Source organism: Parapedobacter sp., from assembly GCF_053550995.1.
This window is the reverse complement of record NZ_JBMQOC010000124.1, coordinates 32,959-50,623: the sequence shown is the minus strand read 5'-3', so window position 1 is coordinate 50,623 and position 17,665 is coordinate 32,959. Positions and strand designations below refer to the sequence as shown.

Annotated in this window: 13 protein-coding genes; 6 read left to right on the top strand and 7 right to left on the bottom strand. The window is 49.0% G+C overall.

The window, feature by feature from the left end; translation table 11 throughout:
* Positions 1-11 precede the first annotated feature (11 nt).
* From ACO1NT_RS17070 to ACO1NT_RS17060, 3 genes are all read left to right on the top strand, one after another.
* On the top strand, positions 12-1,298 hold the full coding sequence (locus ACO1NT_RS17070) for a hypothetical protein (protein ID WP_449049949.1): 1,287 nt from the start codon (positions 12-14) through the stop codon (positions 1,296-1,298).
* A gap of 308 nt (positions 1,299-1,606) precedes the next feature.
* Positions 1,607-3,547: a sensor histidine kinase gene (locus ACO1NT_RS17065; protein WP_449049948.1), complete on the top strand. Its 1,941-nt coding sequence runs from the start codon at positions 1,607-1,609 to the stop codon at positions 3,545-3,547.
* 102 nt (positions 3,548-3,649) lie between these two features.
* Positions 3,650-5,071 (top strand): alkaline phosphatase, encoded by a 1,422-nt coding sequence (locus tag ACO1NT_RS17060; RefSeq protein ID WP_449049947.1) that lies wholly within the window; start codon positions 3,650-3,652, stop codon positions 5,069-5,071.
* Here ACO1NT_RS17060 and ACO1NT_RS17055 read toward each other — a convergent pair.
* Entirely contained in the window at positions 5,064-5,690 is a 627-nt protein-coding gene (locus ACO1NT_RS17055) for an HAD family hydrolase (protein ID WP_449049946.1), read from the bottom strand. The two genes, ACO1NT_RS17060 and ACO1NT_RS17055, sit on opposite strands and share 8 nt — an antisense overlap.
* On the bottom strand, positions 5,687-6,886 hold the full coding sequence (locus ACO1NT_RS17050) for a proline dehydrogenase family protein (protein ID WP_449049945.1): 1,200 nt from the start codon (positions 6,884-6,886) through the stop codon (positions 5,687-5,689). The genes ACO1NT_RS17055 and ACO1NT_RS17050 overlap by 4 nt, the downstream gene beginning before the upstream one ends.
* A gap of 143 nt (positions 6,887-7,029) precedes the next feature.
* On the opposite strand from ACO1NT_RS17050, the gene ACO1NT_RS17045 reads away from it, so the two are divergent.
* Positions 7,030-8,940, top strand: coding sequence for an amidophosphoribosyltransferase (locus ACO1NT_RS17045; RefSeq protein WP_449049944.1), 1,911 nt, complete (start codon positions 7,030-7,032; stop codon positions 8,938-8,940).
* On the opposite strand, the gene ACO1NT_RS17040 is transcribed toward ACO1NT_RS17045, so the two are convergent.
* From ACO1NT_RS17040 to ACO1NT_RS17020, 5 genes are read right to left on the bottom strand one after another with little or no spacing between them, the layout of a single operon-like run.
* Entirely contained in the window at positions 8,930-9,910 is a 981-nt protein-coding gene (locus ACO1NT_RS17040) for a bifunctional riboflavin kinase/FAD synthetase (protein WP_449049943.1), read from the bottom strand. The genes ACO1NT_RS17045 and ACO1NT_RS17040 overlap by 11 nt on opposite strands.
* 46 nt (positions 9,911-9,956) lie before the next feature.
* Positions 9,957-10,703 (bottom strand): tRNA pseudouridine(55) synthase TruB, encoded by a 747-nt coding sequence (truB, locus tag ACO1NT_RS17035; protein WP_449049942.1) that lies wholly within the window; start codon positions 10,701-10,703, stop codon positions 9,957-9,959.
* Positions 10,703-11,497, bottom strand: a complete 795-nt coding sequence (locus tag ACO1NT_RS17030; protein ID WP_449049941.1) for an undecaprenyl-diphosphate phosphatase — start codon at positions 11,495-11,497, stop codon at positions 10,703-10,705. The genes truB and ACO1NT_RS17030 overlap by 1 nt, the downstream gene beginning before the upstream one ends.
* Positions 11,494-11,736, bottom strand: coding sequence for a DUF3098 domain-containing protein (locus ACO1NT_RS17025; RefSeq protein ID WP_449049940.1), 243 nt, complete (start codon positions 11,734-11,736; stop codon positions 11,494-11,496). Before ACO1NT_RS17025 ends, ACO1NT_RS17030 begins: the two co-directional genes overlap by 4 nt.
* A 9-nt stretch (positions 11,737-11,745) precedes the next feature.
* Positions 11,746-12,624: a cell division protein FtsX gene (locus tag ACO1NT_RS17020; RefSeq protein ID WP_449049939.1), complete on the bottom strand. Its 879-nt coding sequence runs from the start codon at positions 12,622-12,624 to the stop codon at positions 11,746-11,748.
* Between the two features lie 104 nt (positions 12,625-12,728).
* Between ACO1NT_RS17020 and leuS the strand changes: the two genes are divergently transcribed.
* On the top strand, positions 12,729-15,518 hold the full coding sequence (gene leuS, locus ACO1NT_RS17015) for a leucine--tRNA ligase (protein WP_449049938.1): 2,790 nt from the start codon (positions 12,729-12,731) through the stop codon (positions 15,516-15,518).
* Positions 15,519-15,545: 27 nt separating this feature from the next.
* A complete protein-coding gene (locus ACO1NT_RS17010; protein WP_449049937.1) occupies positions 15,546-17,663 on the top strand; it encodes a DPP IV N-terminal domain-containing protein in 2,118 nt (705 codons plus the stop codon).
* Positions 17,664-17,665: the final 2 nt, after the last annotated feature.

Genomic DNA, 17,665 nt, shown 5'->3' with positions numbered 1-17,665 from the left:
CAATATGGAAGATGAGTGAGCGTGAAGAGCATAACGAATTAATCCACCGGCTAGCGGAACGTCTCCGTAACCACTCCGAACCGTACAGGCAGGGTGCTTGGGAGCGGTTTGCGGCGGCCTATGTTAAGCGTCGGCGGAGACTATGGCCCTATACAAGTGCGGCGGCCGTATTACTAGCTGCAGTTGGATGGTATTGGTCTACACGTTACGTGGGCGAAAGGCCCCGGTCGCTTCAACTTTCAAATCAAGAAGTCGTTACCCAGCCAAGTGATTCTGTTTTGCAGGAGGGACCACTATTGGGACGCGTGCGTGCGGAAGTAACAAAGGATGGTCCGGTAGTGTCGCCAGTGCGTACTGCTGCTACCGAAAGCCATCCTCGCCGTGATGCCGTACAATTGGCTGACCTTCCGGTTGCCGTAAGGAAGGAAGCGGCGGTGAGTGGGTCGGGGGTCGATCATCGTGAGGGCGGTCATACGGAAGCAGATGGGCCAGCGGTCTTGGTCGCCACGACAGTAGATACCGCAACGGTGGCCGAGTCGGAACCACATCGGTTGGCGGCAGCGATTGAGGAGAAAGTTTCAGATGCTCGTGCCGAGCCGAACCGCGGGGCGTTTCCGGAATCGGGTAATGAGATGGAGAAATGGGATTTCGGCCTGATGGTATCACCATCACTCACCAGTGAGGCCGTTAATATCGGTGGCGGTTTTGCAATCGCTTATCGGATTTCTGATAAGTTTTCAATCGGTTCAGGGATATCGGTCGCCCAATTGGGGATTGGTGAAAATCCCGACCGTCCATCGCACCCCGAAGTTGCGTTCGATAGTCCGTCGCCGAACGACTATTTCAACGGGCAGTCCGGTTTGGCCGTTAATTACAAGAAGGAGGTGTCGATAACGAGCAGTGTGGTAACGTTGGATATACCGCTGGATTTGCGGTATGAGGTGGCGCATGGTTTCTACACGTCGGTTGGCGTGTCGTACGTGGCGGTTCTCGACGAGCGACGTACGGGGCATTATATCGATCGCCTTAACAAAAATACGTTCGCCAATGGCCGCCTATCAACGGCGGATCGGTTGGCTTCGACCGAGTTTGTCTATTCTTCCGAAGAAATTGCCGATAAGCCCCTGCAAGGAAACGGCTATGCCGGTTTCATGAATTTTTCCATTGGCAAGAAACTGCCCATTTCGAGTAAACTCTTCCTGTCTGTAGAGCCTTATTTTAAACTTCCCATCGGGCGGCTGTCTAACGAGGAAATGAACTTTACCAACGGCGGGATACGTATCGTGACAGGCTTTTGATCCGCTTTGCAGCCGATGTGTTTCTTCTTGTGTTTTTTGCTTTGTTGACGGGCGCTCGATGTAAATCGTAGTTGCCCTATGTGGCCGTATTATTTACATATCGGTTTCATTTTGTTTAGTTAATCGAATCGCCTATATTTGATTTGGTCGCCTCGGTTAGTGCAATTATACGACCGAGCCGGATGCCTAATTGTCTACCTTTATATTTATTGGATTGGTAAGGCACGCTTTGGAAGGCGGGTCGGTGTTTTAGTATAGGATTCATGCTCCTACAATGATGTAAGGGCCTGGAATTGCAAAAGCAAAAGATGGCGAAGCGCAACGATTTGTTTGTTATCCTTGGGGTTTTTTTGTTGATCATTCAACATGTTTCTACTTCCGCAGCCCAAGCTCAAGGCATTGAATCGACCCATGGGGTGGATACAGCCGTTATCAATGGTCTTTATAAGGACGCGTTTTCGTCTATCGAGGAAAACTTGAAAAAATCGGACGACCTTATTAATAAAGCGTGGAAAATGTCTATTGACATTGGTTATGATAAAGGTATTGCTGACGGATACTATTACACGGGCACGGTGTATATGCGAAAAGGGGTGTGGGACGTTGCTGGGCGGTATTTTGAAAAGGCGGTTTCCCTTTACACACAGGGGCAGTTTCTGGACAATCTCCCCGATTGCCATCTGCGACTGGGACGGATCTACGTGCATGATGGCAGGTATTACATGGGCTTGCAGAATTTCCTTAGCGGCCTACGTGTGGCAACCGATAAAGGCCACGATATCGACCGGATCAAATTGAGCGTGGAGCTGGCCAACTACCATAACACGGTATCGAAAGACTACGGGGAAGCCATCATCGTTCTCGACGATGCAGTGAAATTGGTGAGTGAATCGGGCTACCGGGACGCGCTGGGATCAATCTATCTGCAGTATGGTATCAGTTATTTGGAACAACGGGATTATAACGAGGCATTGCGCTATATTGCGTTGGCCCGGCAGGAGTTTGACCTGGGGGTATCCGCGGAGCCGTTGCTACGTGTGCTGCTGATCGAAGGCGATGTGTACGCTGCCCAGCATGATGAACGACGTTTGGCGACGGTGCTGGATGAAGCTGCTTCGCTTGCTGATACCGTAAGCCACGGGGGATTATCGATTCATTACGAGCTCCTGTATGCCACGGAGCTTTATTTTTTAGCGGATTATGAGGCGGCGTTGGCGATATGTGAAAAATTATTGTCGTCGCTAAACCAAGCAGATAGGCAAGCGGCGCGGCATCGTGTCCAGGCACTTCACGTGAAGTTAATTTACGCTATGGGCGATAGTAGACTTGCGGATAGCTTGTTTGATGCGTATGAATATGAGAAAGATAGCCTCTATACCGCCCATTATATCAGGCAGGGTAGGGAGATGAGTGAAAATTACAAACTGGATAAATTTGAACGGCAGATAAAAGAACAAGAGTTGCTATTGTCCAACACACGCTACCAACGGTACGGATTGATTATTGGTATTGCCGTGTTACTGACGATACTGGTTATCCTTTATTTCCATTTCCGGGAAAAAGATAAACAGGCCCATCGCGTGGCGATAAAGAATACGGAAATATCCGTCCAGAATGAGGTGCTGAAACAGGCCAACAAACAGAATGAGTTGCTCCTACGCGAGATACATCACCGCGTGAAAAACAATCTCCAAATCATCAATAGCCTCCTCAGCCTACAGTCGCGGAAAACGGCCAACCCCGACGTGATTTCGATGATGCGCGAAAGCAGCAGCCGGATCCATTCCATCGCGCTGATTCATAATAAACTATATGAGCAGCAAAGCATCAACCGACTGGATATACAAGATTATATCGAGCAATTGGGAGCACACTTGCTAAGCATTTACAACGATCACCAAAGGGCCGTCCGATTTGAAGTGAGCGCCCATGATGTGTTGTTGGATATTGACACCGCAATCCCTGTTGGGTTGATCTTGACGGAGTTGATAACCAACTCGTTAAAGTATGCGTTTACAGGGAGGAAGCATGGTCTTATCCATGTGGAGATACGATCGGAAGGGCAGTGGGAATATGAACTTCTTTTTAAAGATGATGGAATCGGCATTCCGGAGACAAAGCGTCAAAGGACAAATGAGACGCTGGGGTTCCGATTGATCCATTCTTTAACGAGCCAACTTGCGGGTGTCATCGACTATACGTTTGACGAATGCTCGACGTACCGCATCCGCTTTAAGGGGCAAGCTTGACCATTTAATGATTATATCGATAAATTCATCCTCATTTTATCTCCGATTAACCTAATATTCTTATTTTTAAGGAATTTAAATTTTTATCGTCAATTTCTTTCCATGAAGCGTAGAGATTTTTTCAAGAACACCGCTATTGCCGCTGCCGGTGCAACGGTATTGTCACCTTTTCAGGCTGTTGCAACACGGTTCCGTGAAGGAACGGCGGATGGTTTGTTAACAGCGGGTAGGGCCAAGAACATCATTTTTATGGTTAGCGATGGCATGAGTGTAGGTACATTGAGTATGGCTAATATGCTAAGTGAGCGGCGTGACGGCAAATTGTGTGCCTGGATGTCGTTGTATCGGCAAGGGCTGGTAAACCGGGCGTTGATGGATACGGCTTCTGCGAATAGCCTGGTTACGGACTCATCTGCGGCAAGTTCTTCTTGGGGTGGTGGTGTACGGGTAAATAACGGCTCGCTAAATGTAGCCCCGGATGGAAGTAAACCGGTTCCGATTCTCCAAAAATTTAAAGCCGCAGGCAAAGCCGTGGGGTGTGTGACCACCGTACCCATTACACACGCGACACCTGCTGGCTTCTGCGTGAATAGTGACAGCCGTTCCGACCAACCCGGCATCGCCGAACAGTACCTGAAGTTGGGTTTTGACGTGATGATGGGTGCGGGTACGGAATTTTTCAGTGCTGACAAGCGGAAGGACAAGCAAGATTTGTTTGCGAAGTTTGCAGCCAATGGCTATCAGGTTGCCCAGACACGCGATGAAATGCTGGCCATCGACGCTGCAGCGGTGTCGACACCTGTCTTAGGGGTGTTTCATCAAGATGGTCTACCTTATGCATTGGACCGGGAACACGATACCACGCTTAAGCAAACGACACCTTCCCTGGCGGAGATGGTAGGGACAGCTATTCGGCGGTTAAACAAGGGCAAAAGAGGTTTCGTTTTACAGGTTGAAGGCGGAAAGGTAGACTGGGCGGCTCATGCCAACGATGTGGGTGGCTTGCTTTATGACCAATTGGCATTCGATGAAGCGTTGGCCACCGCACTCGCTTTCGCGGAAGCAGATGGCGATACCCTGGTTATTGTAACAACCGACCACGGGAATGCTAATCCGGGGTTATTCGGTTCCACGAAAAATTTTGAACGGGTGATTGATTTCAAGCATACCAACGATTGGGTATTGCAGGGGATTGACAGGGACTTTACAGCGAATCAGGTCCGCGAACGCATTGAACATGCACAGGGTTACGCCATCAATGCGGATGAAGCCATTCGGTTACTGTCCCATTACGTTACCGACCGGAATGAAGAGGGGTTGTACAATCCATATAAATTGCCATTTGCCGAGTTTGCCGATATCCAACGAAGGTATACTTCGGTAGGGTGGGGCAGCACCGGCCATTCGGGCGACCATGTAGAGGTAGCTGCTTATGGCCCCGGGAGCGACCTGCTCAAGCCGTTCGTACGGAATACCGATATGCATTACCTAATGCTCGAAGCGGCAGGGGTGCCGGCTATATGATTTCGTCGATACGTACCCAATCCATGCCGGCGGCGATGGCGCCTTGGACTCCTGGGTTTCCATCTTCGAAAACGAGGCATTCTTGCGGGGCCACCCCCAGTTGTTTTGCAGCACTTAAGAACGGGTCCGCGTAGGGTTTGCCCCGATCGGTGTCATCGGCACAGACGAGTACCTCGATGTCATTAATCAGGCCAATAACCGTTAATGTACGGGTCACGGTTTTTCGGCTACCGCCGGAAACCACGCCGATATGTACCTTACCGATGTGGTTTTTCAGGTGCCGGACAACAAAGTCCACCGGAAGTGTCTGTTCGATGAAGTCTTCGAAAAAGATGGTCGATTTCATCGTGGCGAACTCATTAGGCGGTACATTTGTTTTGTATCGTCTGTTTATCTCCTGTGCAATCAACGGTGTGGGCCAGCCGGCTAGCTCATCAATGATGGCGGTATCGAGTGCGATGCCAAATTTCGCGGCCGCCTTATGGTATGCCGCGCGATGTGCGTGCATATTGTCTGCAAGCGTGCCATCGCAATCGTATAAGAATGCTTTGTAATTTTTTTTCCGCCCGATTTGGGTAAGCCGGTCCAGTTTTTCGTGTATAGGGGTTGCTGTTGTCATTGCTCGGTCTTCCTCCTCCTTTTTTTCTCCCTGTTAATAAGCGACAGTTCGCGGCCCGTTTGCCCCGCTACCGAAGTATTTTCCTGTGCCCGCCGAAAGAGGTAGGGCATTACGGCTTTTACCGGTCCATAAGGCATGTACTTCGCCACGTGATAACCCGCAGTTGCGAGATTGAAGCTCAGGTTGTCGCTCATACCCAACAGTTGGGCAAAGTGGACATGGGGATGGTCATGCGGGAGTTGCCGACGGTTCATTTCGTCGACCAGTAGTTTGCTGCTGATTTCGTTGTGCGTGCCTGCCATAAACCCTATTCGGTCAATGTGGTCGAGACAAAATTGGATGGCGCGGTTGTAGTCGCGGTCCGTTGCTTCCTTGTTGGGCTGGATAGGGGAAGGGTATCCATTTTCCCGGGCACGTCCGCGTTCAATCTCCATATACGCGCCGCGTACTAGCTTGGCCCCGAGGAAAAATCCGTCGGTCTCCGCTAGGTAATAGTCAGCCTGTAAGGAGGCCAGCTTGTCATGGCGATAAAGCTGGTACGTGTTGTAAACAATAGGGGTTTCACGGTTAAACCGTTGCATCATCTCGCGGGCGAGGTCATCGATGACATCCTGAATCCATGAATGTTCGGCATCGACCAACACTTTGACGCCCTTGTCGTAACACGTTTGGCAAATCCGTTCGAACCGTTGCCGGATACGTTCATATTCCAGCTTTTCGTTGGCACTGAGCGGCTCTTTGGCATTGATTTTCTCAAACAATTCAAAGCGACCAAGCCCGGTGGGTTTGAAAACCGAAAATGATATGTGCGGATTGGTGGTCGCGTAGGCGACAGTATGCAGGATCTCCTTACAGGTCTCATCAAATGCTTTTTCGGTATCTTCACCCTCGACGGAGTAATCGAGGATTGTTTCAACCTGTTGGTCAGCCAATCGATCAATGGCGGGTATACACCCATTGATGGTCTCGCCACCGCAGAAATGGCTGAAAATGGTTGAGCGTATCATGCCTTGAATGGGCAGACCCACGTTCAGTGCGAAATTGGTAATGGGGCGGCCCACTCGCGTCAGGAAATTGCTGCTCAACAGTTTGAATAGCCAGTACGCTTTGTTTAGGTCACCATCGCTTTTACCCCGAAAAGCGATTTCTGTGTTTTCGAACGAAAGTTCGCACAGTTGTTGCGTTTTGTGAGACATTATGTGTGCAAATAATGGTGCGAAAATACATATAGTTGTTGTGCTTTACAAACTTGTTTGGTGGGAGAATGCGCATGGCGCCTTGATATTTATTGTATAGCAAATAATTTTTTTTGTGTACCTTTGCCCATTCAACGCATACAATGAGTGACGCTATTAAACACGAGTGTGGTATCGCACTAGTTCGCCTGCTAAAGCCCCTTTCATATTATCAGGAAAAATACGGTACGGCCTTATATGGTATCAATAAGTTGTACCTTTTGATGGAGAAACAGCACAACCGCGGGCAGGATGGCGCGGGGATTGCCACCATTAAACTCGATGTAAAGCCCGGTAGCCGTTACATTAGCCGTTATCGCTCGATGGCGTCCAATGCCGTGGCCGATATTTTCGAGTATGTACAACGGAAGTTCGCTGCTGTGCAACGTGCATACCCCGATCGATATGTCGATAGTCAATGGTTGAAGGAAAACGTAAGTTTTACCGGTGAGGTGCTGATGGGGCATCTACGATATGGTACCCACGGCAAGAATAGCATCGAAAGCTGCCATCCCTTTTTACGTCAGAATAACTGGATGACGCGGAACCTCGTCCTCGCTGGTAATTTCAATATGACCAACGTGGACGAATTGCTCGAGCAACTGTATGAATTGGGACAACATCCCAAGGAAAAAGCGGATACCGTGACGGTGCTTGAAAAAATCGGCCATTTTCTGGATTCCGAAAACCAAGAGCAATTCGATAAGTTTAAAAAACAAGGGTATAGCAATATTGAGATCAGCAACCTGATTGCAGAACACCTCGATATTGCCCGTATTTTACGAAAGTCTGCAAAAACTTGGGATGGTGGTTACACCATTGCAGGAATCGTAGGACACGGTGACGCCTTCGTGATGCGTGACCCTGCCGGGATTCGGCCCGCGTACTACTATGTCAATGATGAAGTGCTGGTGGTAACTTCTGAAAGGCCGGCCATACAGACCGCTTTCAATGTAAAGTTCGAGGAGATCAACGAGGTGAAACCAGGGTATGCCCTCATCGTTAAAAAAGATGGCTCCATAACGGAAGAGATGTTCCGGGAACCAGTGGAAAAGAAATCCTGCTCATTTGAACGGATTTATTTCTCGCGGGGCAGCGACGCGGCGATTTACCAGGAGCGCAAACACCTCGGCCGGCTGCTCTGCCCTCAAATATTGACGGCGATCAACTTAGACATCAAGAATACCGTATTCTCCTATATCCCAAATACGGCTGAAGTGTCTTTTTATGGCATGGAGGAAGGCATAAACGAATATGTACGCACCTTGCAGAAAGAAACCCTGCTCAATCGCGCTGATAAAATTTCGGATGCCGAATTGGATGAAATGTTGAGTATTTCACCGCGGTTTGAAAAACTCAATATCAAGGATGCGAAGCTCCGTACATTCATTACGCAAGATGCGGATCGGCAAGATATGGTACAGCATGTGTACGATACAACCTATGGCATCGTGAAGGACGGTGAAGACACCATTGTTGCCATGGATGATTCCATTGTACGGGGGACGACGCTTAAGCAGAGTATTTTGACCATCCTCGATCGCTTGAATCCGAAGAAGATCATCATTGTTTCATCGGCACCGCAAATCCGGTACCCCGATTGTTACGGTATCGATATGTCTAGGATGGGTGAATTCGTGGCTTTTGAGGCCGCGGTCTCACTATTGTACAAACGTGGCATAGGACATATTGTTGAGGAGGTGTACCAGCAATGCTTGGCGTCGTTGGAATTGCCGAAGGAAGATGTACAGAATTATGTTAAGGCCATTTATGCGCCATTTACGGATCAAGAAATTTCTGCTGAAATCGCCGGTATTATCCGGGGTACCCATATCAATGCCGAGGTAGAGGTTATTTACCAAACGCTGGAAAACTTGCACATTGCTTGCCCCGATCACAAAGGCGACTGGTATTTTTCGGGTAATTACCCCACTCCTGGTGGGAACCGCGTGGTCAATCGCGCTTACATGAATTGGGTGGAAGGGAAAAACGTGCGGGCTTATTTCAGTGCGTAAGGCCCAATAGGTCTCTCACCTGCCGTTCGTCAGTTTTCATTTGCCGGATCATGTCTTCCATGTTTTCGAACCATTGGTCGTGGCGTACGAAATGGAGGAACTTAACCCGCAAGATTTCGCCATAGATATCTTCATGGAAATCAAGTAGGTGCACTTCGATACTCCTGCTTACACCGTCTACCGTAGGGCGCGTACCGATGTAACCCATGCCATACGTGATACGTTCGGGCAGGTGGGGAACATAAGGGCCCGTCTTGATTTCTATGGGCTCGATAATAGAGGTTTCCACGGCATATATGCCATAGGCTGGGATAAGTTTATGGCTTTCCCGTACCTGTAAATTGGCTGTGGGGTAGCCGATACGGCGACCTAACTGATCGCCACGGATGACCTTACCGGTAAGTTGAAACGGATATCCTAAGTAAATATTTGCCGTATCTATATCGCCTTTGATGAGCGCTTCACGAATTTTCGTCGACGACACAGCCACATCATTGATGTCTTGTTCGGGGATTTGTTCCACGGCATATCCATAGATGTCGGCATACGCTACCAGGTCTTTGAGGGAGCCTTTGCGGTCTTTTCCGAAACGGTGGTCGTAACCGATAATGATTTTTTTTGTGCCTATTTTGCCCACAAGCACCTCACGGATATATTCTTCGGGGGAAAGGTTGGAAAAATCACGTGTAAAGGGCGTGATAATGAGATGGTCTATTCCCGCATCGGCCAACCGCTTTACCTTTTCATCGATATCGCTGATGATCCGTAAGCTGTCATCTTCGGGATGCAGGATAAGGCGGGGATGGGGGAAGAAGGTGAGTAACACCGTTTCGCCCTTGCTCACCCTGGCCGATTCCCTCAGGGTGCTTAAGATCTTCTGATGGCCCACATGTACCCCGTCAAAGGTGCCGATGGTTACCACCGCATTGTCTAGCGGAATGAAGTCCTCAAGGTTTCTGTATATTTTCATTCGAAAATAATTTGCTTGTTATGGCCTCGTGGAACCTGCATTTCCATCACCTTTTGCCTAAGGCGACGGCATGGGAGGTTTCATCTGACGCTGCAAAATTAACGCCCTTTATACGTTTAACCAAATCGGGTAGCTGCCACGCATCAGTTACTTGGAAATCACCGATTTTAGTCCGTCGCAGTTGGCTTAGGTAAGCACCGTTGTTCAATGCCATGCCAAAATCGTGTGCTAATGAACGGATATAAGTGCCCTTGCTGCATACGACACGAAATTCGACGTGTGGCATATCAATGTTTGTGATTTCAAATTCACTGATCTGTACCTTACGCGGTTTCACCGCAACAGTCTCTCCCCGGCGGGCTTTTTCATAAACGCGTTCACCGCCGATTTTTATGGCCGAGTGGGCTGGCGGTACCTGTTCGATTTCACCGAGAAACAATTTGGCGGTGTCGACAATGCGTTCCTCGGTAATTCCTGCCAGATCGAACCGTTGGTCTATTTCCCGCTCCAAATCGTAAGAAGGAGTGGTTGCCCCCAACGTAAGGGTTCCGATATAGGTTTTTTCTTGCGCCTGGAATTCATCGATTCGTTTCGTGAACTTGCCCGTGCAGATTACCAGTAATCCTGTAGCCAACGGGTCCAGTGTCCCTGCATGCCCAACTTTGACCTTGAGCGGCTTGATGGCATTCCGGATTTTGTGCACCACGTCGAAGCTGGTCCACCGCAGTGGCTTGTCTACCAATAGCACTTCGCCCTCGGTAAAATTGAACGGTTGTTTTGGAGTGTGCGTCATTATAAGATTTGTAGGCTTTGCCCACTGAGCAGCATCGCCAAGATAATTCCACCCACGATAATTCGGTACCACCCGAATGCTTTAAAGCCATATTTGGATACGACACCGATGAACGATTTGATAGCAATGATGGCGACGATAAAACCAATGACGTTGCCCAGGATGAGTTGGTTGATTTCTGCACCGCTCAACCCATTCCCCTCGCGGAAGTGGTCGATCAGCTTGAGTACGGTAGCTCCGAACATCATGGGGACAGCCAAGAAGAAGGAGAATTCGGCAGCTGCTTTACGGGTGAGGCTCTGCGTCATGCCACCGACGATGGTGCTGGCCGAACGCGATGTGCCCGGTATGAGCGCCAAGCATTGGAAAAAACCAATCTTCACTGCTTGGGCGTAACTGATTTCGTCTGAATCGTCTATATGGGGTTTGTTGAACCATTTGTCTACAAATAGTAAGACGACGCCACCAACGACAAGCATGATACCTACAACCATTGGGCTTTCCAGTAATCCATCGATGGTATCGCTGAACAGGTAGCCTAAAATCGAGGCGGGAATGGCTGCCACAACCAACTTGTAGTAAAAATCCAACGAGCGGAAAAAGCGACGGTAATACAATACCAACACCGACAGGATGGTGCCCAATTGGACCGCGATCGTAAACAGTTTTACAAACGGGGTAGGGGATACACCCATCAACGCAGTTGCAATAATCATGTGGCCGGTCGATGATACCGGCAGGAATTCCGTGAGGCCCTCAATGATGGCCAACACAATCACTTCAAACAAGGTCATTGACTGTCCCGGTGGTTTTTAGGTTTTATTAAAATGGCTACCACACCCAAAGCAAAACCAATGACAACCACCAGCGGTGCCAATGTGATTTTGGTGAAACTATAGATGTTTTCCGTTCCGGTCATCAGGATAAAGCCAAAAGCGACAACCGCAATGCTAGCCAAAAATAGCTGGTAATTCCGTTTGCCGAATACAAAGGATGCTTTTTGGGGTTGTGTGGATTTTTTAAAAGACGACATACGCTGTGATTATCTGTATAATTCGTTGGATTTCAACCGTAGGTATTTGCTGACAGCAAAATAGGTGCTCAGCCCCGATATAAGGATGCCGAGGGCGGCCACGACCACAAATATGATGATAAATTCAAACCAGTTACGGAGGAATACCAATTCGGGGATTTCCCGTTGCCCGAGATGAAGGGCAAGGAGCAGCAACAGAATGGCTATCAGTGCCCCCAACAGGCCATGCAGGATGCCATATCCTAAAAACGGCCGCCTGATGAAGCCTTTGGTGGCCCCTACCATCTGCATGCTTTTGATCAGGAAACGCTGTGAATAAATCGCTAGGCGAATGGTGTTATTTATCAGGGCCACAGCAATCACCAAGAGCAATGCGGTAAATGCCAGGATGACGATGCCAATAGTGCGGATATTCTTATTGACCATGTCGATCAGTGATTCCTGATAAACCACTTCCTTGACCATTTCTTTGGCCGATACTTTTTTAATGAATGTCTCAATACTGTCCGTATTCGCATATTCGGCCTTTAGATAGACGTCAATGGATGACAATAATGGGTTGTGGCCCAGGAATTCGACAAAATCTTCACCCAATTCCTTTGAGAGGTTTTCTGCCGCCAGTTCTTTACTGATATATTCCGAACGTAAAACGTATTTGTCGGACTCGAGCTCTTTTTGGTAAGCAAGTACATTTCCCTCGCTCACCCCCTCGTTCATAATGATGTTGAGTACGATATTTTCCTTAACGTAGTTGGAAAGGTTTTTTGCATGCACGAGCAATAAACCCAACATACCTGTCATCAACAATACCAATGCGATACTGATTACCGTGGATATGTAAACGGATTTTGTTTTTTTTGAGGATGTACTTACTTCATACGCTTCCATCTTCACTTCTATTTGGAGGCGAAAATACTGATAAGATATGAGATATTGGCCATGGGATTGAGATTTTTTGTATTTTCGCGGTTCTTATTTAAATTCCGAAATCAATGGATTATCATCATCGTGCGATTGAGAAAAAATGGCAGCGGTTCTGGGCGGACAACCACACATTCCGTGTAGATAATACGTCTGAAAAGCCGAAATATTATGTGTTGGACATGTTTCCTTATCCTTCTGGTGCCGGCTTGCATGTAGGCCATCCATTGGGATATATCGCCTCAGATATCTTTGCACGTTATAAGCGGTTGAAGGGATATAACGTATTGCATCCGATGGGGTACGATTCGTTCGGACTTCCTGCAGAACAATATGCCATCCAGACCGGCCAACACCCTGCCGTCACGACGGCGGCCAACATAAAACGCTATCGGGAGCAGCTAGATAACATTGGGTTTTCGTTTGATTGGAGCCGGGAGGTACGCACCAGTGATCCGTCTTATTACCGATGGACCCAGTGGATATTCACCCAACTTTTCAATGCATGGTATAATAAGTTGGCCGATCGAGCCGAGCCGATCGACCGATTGATCGCCCAATTCGAAAAACATGGGTCTGAAGGGGTGAATGCGGTTTGCGATGGAGATGCCCGCTCGTTTGCCGCCGACGAGTGGAAGGCCTACACACCGGAAGAGCGGCAGCGCGAACTGCTGAAATACCGATTGGCTTACCTGCGCGAGAGTACCGTGAATTGGTGCGCGGCATTGGGTACCGTGTTGGCCAACGATGAGGTCGTCAACGGTGTTTCCGAACGGGGTGGCTATCCGGTGGAACAGAAGAAAATGATGCAGTGGAGTATGCGGATTACGGCCTATGCCGATCGTCTGCTGGCGGGATTGGAAACCATCGACTGGCCCGAGCCCTTGGTAGAGATGCAGCGCAACTGGATAGGCAAAAGCGTGGGCGCGAATGTGCGGTTTGCTGTTCCCGCATTAGGTGGAAATCGAGCCATCGAAGTGTTTACCACCCGGGTAGACACTATTTATGGGGTGAATGCATTGGTACTTGCCCCCGAGCATGAATGGGTCGGCCAACTGACCACGGAGGAGTACCGCACTGACGTCAGTAATTATGTCGCACAGACGAAAAAGAAATCTGAGCTTGATCGGATGGCCGACGCCCGTTCGGTATCGGGCGCATTCACAGGTAGCCATGCCGTGCACCCACTTACCGGTGAGGAAGTGCCGATATGGATTGCCGATTATGTATTGGCGGGCTATGGTACCGGGGCCGTGATGGCGGTGCCATCGGGCGATCAGCGTGATTATTTGTTTTCCACCCATTTCGGTTTGCCCATCATTCCGATTTCAGACGCACAGCAGCTGGATGGCCAGGCAGACCCTACGAGGGAGGGCCGGTACATCAATTCGGGCATGATCAATGGCATGACTTACCGCGAGGCCGTGGATGTACTGATTGCGGAACTCGCATCCACTGGTGCGGGTGAGGCTACGGTGACCTATAGGATGCGCGATGCGGTGTTCGGCAGGCAGCGATATTGGGGTGAACCGGTTCCTATTTATTTTAAGGACGGACTTCCGCAACTGATGGGTGTGGATGAATTACCGTTATTATTGCCCGAAGTGGATAAGTACTTACCTACGGAAACAGGTGAGCCGCCTTTGGGCCGTGCAAAAGATTGGAAATACCGCGGCGAGTATGCGTATGAGCTCAGTACAATGCCCGGTTGGGCGGGTTCCAGCTGGTATTGGTACCGCTATATGGATGCGGCAAACGACCAAACGTTTGCATCGAAAGCCGCAGTGGATTATTGGCGGGACGTGGATTTGTACATCGGTGGCTCAGAACATGCCACGGGGCACCTGCTATACAGCCGTTTCTGGAATAAATTTCTCAAAGATATGGGACATGTGCCTGAAGAGGAGCCATTCAAGAAGCTCATCAATCAGGGGATGATCCAGGGACGGAGTAGCTTTGTATACCGTCTGCTCGGTAAAGATGGTAAGGGTACGAATACATTTGTATCCCATGGGCTTAAGGACGGTTACCGAACGATAGCCCTGCATGTCGATGTGAATATCGTAAGCAATGATGTGCTTGATTTGGAGAAATTCAGGCAGTTTCGCCCCGATTTCGCTGACGCTGAGTTTATTCTCGAGGATGGGAAATACGTTTGCGGCCATGAAGTGGAAAAGATGTCGAAATCCAAGTATAACGTGGTAAACCCGGATGACATCATCGAGCAGTACGGGGCAGATACCTTGCGGATGTATGAGATGTTCCTTGGCCCGTTGGAGCAAAGCAAGCCGTGGAATACCAACGGGATCGAAGGCGTTTATAAGTTCCTTCGTAAGTTTTGGAAGCTATTTCATGATACGGATGGCGGATTTGCTGTCAGTGATGGAGAGCCGGATAAGGCTGAATGGAAAGCCCTGCATAAGATCATCAAAAAGGTAGAAGATGATATCGAGCGCTTTTCTTTTAACACATCGGTTTCGTCTTTTATGATTTGCGTGAATGAGCTCACTGATCTGAAATGCAACAAGCGGGCTATCTTGCAGGAGCTATGCGTGGTATTGCACCCGTACGCACCACATATTACCGAAGAGTTATGGGCGTTGCTGGGCCATGCACCGGGTACGCTTTCGTTCGCCCAATATCCGGCTTTCAATCCCGAATACTTGGTCGAGAACGAATTTTCCTATCCCATCTCGGTCAATGGAAAAACGCGGTTGAACTTGACGTTGCCGCTTGATCTTGAACAGGCTGATGTAGAGCGGGCGGTACTTGCCAACGAAGACGTACTGCGTTATTTGGATGGTAAACCGGTAAGGAAAGTGATTTATGTAAGGGGTAGGATTGTGAACGTGGTGGTTTGATGAAGAGAATAACCAAATTTTACACATATGAATAGGACATCCATTATTGCAGGGGCTTTCCTGCTGTTTATTTACAGCGTGCAGGCCCAAACCAAACGCTTAGACCTGCAACAGTCGTTGGGGCAGGAACCCTCGCTGACCAAACCCATCAACACTGTCCAGGGATGGGCAGATAGCCAGCACTATATCGAATACGATGTGCAAACCAAGCAACGCTACCAAGTTGACATTAAAACCGGTGAGCGCAGCCCATATACGCCTCCGCCGACCAGCAATGTGGCCGTTTACATGGAAAATAACGATGTTTTCATCCGCCAGGGCAATGGACCCGCCCGGCAACTGACGCAGTCGCCCGACGTGGAAGAAAAGAACCCCACATTGTCGCCGGATAATCAATACGTTGCTTTCACACGCAACAACGATTTATATGCGGTGAATGTATCCGATGGCCGGGAAATACGGTATACGACAGATGCCACCGACGTAATTTACAACGGGTGGGCATCATGGGTGTATTTCGAAGAAATTTTAGGGCGCGCTTCCCATTACCGCGCCTTTTGGTGGGCCCCGGATAGTAAAACGTTGGCGTTTATGCGGTTTGACGATACGCAAGTGCCGATGTTTCCGATATACGGGTCTACGGGCCAACACGGCTACGTTGAACAAACCCGTTATCCGAAAGCTGGGGATCCGAACCCAGAAGTGAAAGTGGGCTTTGTACCTGTTGAGGGCGGTTCGGTGGTTTGGGCCGATTTCAATGCGGAAGACGACCAGTATTTCGGGCAGCCTTACTGGAGCTTCGATAGCAGCAACCTGATGGTGCAGTGGATGAACCGAGACCAGACAAACCTCAAATTCTACCAAGTGAATCCCGAAACGGGGGCAAAGAAAGCGATTTATGAGGAGCACCAGGAGGCGTGGATCGATCTCAGCCACGAGGAGCGTATTACCTACCTGAAGGATAATAAGCATTACATCTTGAAGAGTGATAAGACGGGATGGGCACATTATTATCTGTATACGCTGGATGGCACGTTGGTGAATCCTCTTACCCAAGGTAAATGGCAAGTTTCTTCCTTGGAACTGGTCGACGAGAAAAAAAAGGTTGTTTATTTTACCGCCCGAAAGGAACACTCAACCACGCAGGACCTTTACCGTGTTGATTATAACGGAAAGAATCTTAAGCGGCTTACCTTTGGCAACTATACTCACCAAGTGAGCGTGTCACCCGACGGGAAGTATTTCGTCACCACGTATTCGAACGTAAGTACGCCGCCCAAGGTGGTGTTGATGGACAATAAAGGAAAGCTGATTAAGGAGATAGCGGATAGCAAGGCTGCCGATTTTGATGATTATATCTACGCCAAAACCGAACTGATTACCATCCCCACGCCGGATGGCTACGCATTGCCCGCTACAATAACATGGCCGACGGACTTTGATGAAACCAAACCACATCCCGTCATTTTCAGTATCTATGGAGGTCCTGATGCGGGTTCCGTCCGGAACACCTGGAAAGGTACGTCCAATCAGCATTGGGCCAATGAAGGCATCATCCAAATCAGCATGGACCACCGGGCATCGGGCCATTTTGGTAAGGAAGGGGTTGCACTGATGCACCGGAAGCTCGGCCATTGGGAAATGGTGGATTATATTACCGCTGCGAAGTGGCTGAAGAGTAAGCCTTGGGTAGCGAAAGATAAGCTCCTTATCACCGGGCATAGCTATGGCGGGTATATGACCTGCTTGGCGATGACCAAAGGTGCAGATTATTTCGATTATGGGATCGCCGGTGCACCGGTAACGAGTTGGGAACTCTACGATACGCATTATACCGAACGGTATATGGATACGCCACAGGATAATCCCGAAGGTTATGAGAATGGCTCGGTGTTGACATACGCCGACCGATATAAAGGTGTATTGCGCATTTTGCATGGCGACATGGACGATAACGTGCATATGCAGAATACTATCCAACTGGTCGATGCCCTTACGGATCGGGATCAACATTTCGAATTGATGATTTACCCCGGTAGCCGGCACGGTTTTTCGCGTGAGAAAGCGGCTTATGACCGGAAAGAACGGTATCGGTTTTATTACCAATATTTGTTGGAAAAACCGGTGCCTGAAGCATTGAGGTAGTA

What these genes read in the sequence shown, in the direction of transcription:
- ACO1NT_RS17055 (WP_449049946.1), bottom strand. Translation starts at nt 5,690, where the DNA reads ATGACAACAGCAACCCCTATACACGAAAAACTGGACCGGCTTACCCAA.
- ACO1NT_RS17010 (WP_449049937.1), top strand. Translation starts at nt 15,546, where the DNA reads ATGAATAGGACATCCATTATTGCAGGGGCTTTCCTGCTGTTTATTTAC.
- ACO1NT_RS17065 (WP_449049948.1), top strand. Translation starts at nt 1,607, where the DNA reads ATGGCGAAGCGCAACGATTTGTTTGTTATCCTTGGGGTTTTTTTGTTG.
- ACO1NT_RS17040 (WP_449049943.1), bottom strand. Translation starts at nt 9,910, where the DNA reads ATGAAAATATACAGAAACCTTGAGGACTTCATTCCGCTAGACAATGCG.
- ACO1NT_RS17030 (WP_449049941.1), bottom strand. Translation starts at nt 11,497, where the DNA reads ATGACCTTGTTTGAAGTGATTGTGTTGGCCATCATTGAGGGCCTCACG.
- ACO1NT_RS17025 (WP_449049940.1), bottom strand. Translation starts at nt 11,736, where the DNA reads ATGTCGTCTTTTAAAAAATCCACACAACCCCAAAAAGCATCCTTTGTA.
- ACO1NT_RS17050 (WP_449049945.1), bottom strand. Translation starts at nt 6,886, where the DNA reads ATGTCTCACAAAACGCAACAACTGTGCGAACTTTCGTTCGAAAACACA.
- ACO1NT_RS17020 (WP_449049939.1), bottom strand. Translation starts at nt 12,624, where the DNA reads ATGGAAGCGTATGAAGTAAGTACATCCTCAAAAAAAACAAAATCCGTT.
- ACO1NT_RS17060 (WP_449049947.1), top strand. Translation starts at nt 3,650, where the DNA reads ATGAAGCGTAGAGATTTTTTCAAGAACACCGCTATTGCCGCTGCCGGT.
- ACO1NT_RS17045 (WP_449049944.1), top strand. Translation starts at nt 7,030, where the DNA reads ATGAGTGACGCTATTAAACACGAGTGTGGTATCGCACTAGTTCGCCTG.
- truB (WP_449049942.1), bottom strand. Translation starts at nt 10,703, where the DNA reads ATGACGCACACTCCAAAACAACCGTTCAATTTTACCGAGGGCGAAGTG.
- ACO1NT_RS17070 (WP_449049949.1), top strand. Translation starts at nt 12, where the DNA reads ATGAGTGAGCGTGAAGAGCATAACGAATTAATCCACCGGCTAGCGGAA.
- leuS (WP_449049938.1), top strand. Translation starts at nt 12,729, where the DNA reads ATGGATTATCATCATCGTGCGATTGAGAAAAAATGGCAGCGGTTCTGG.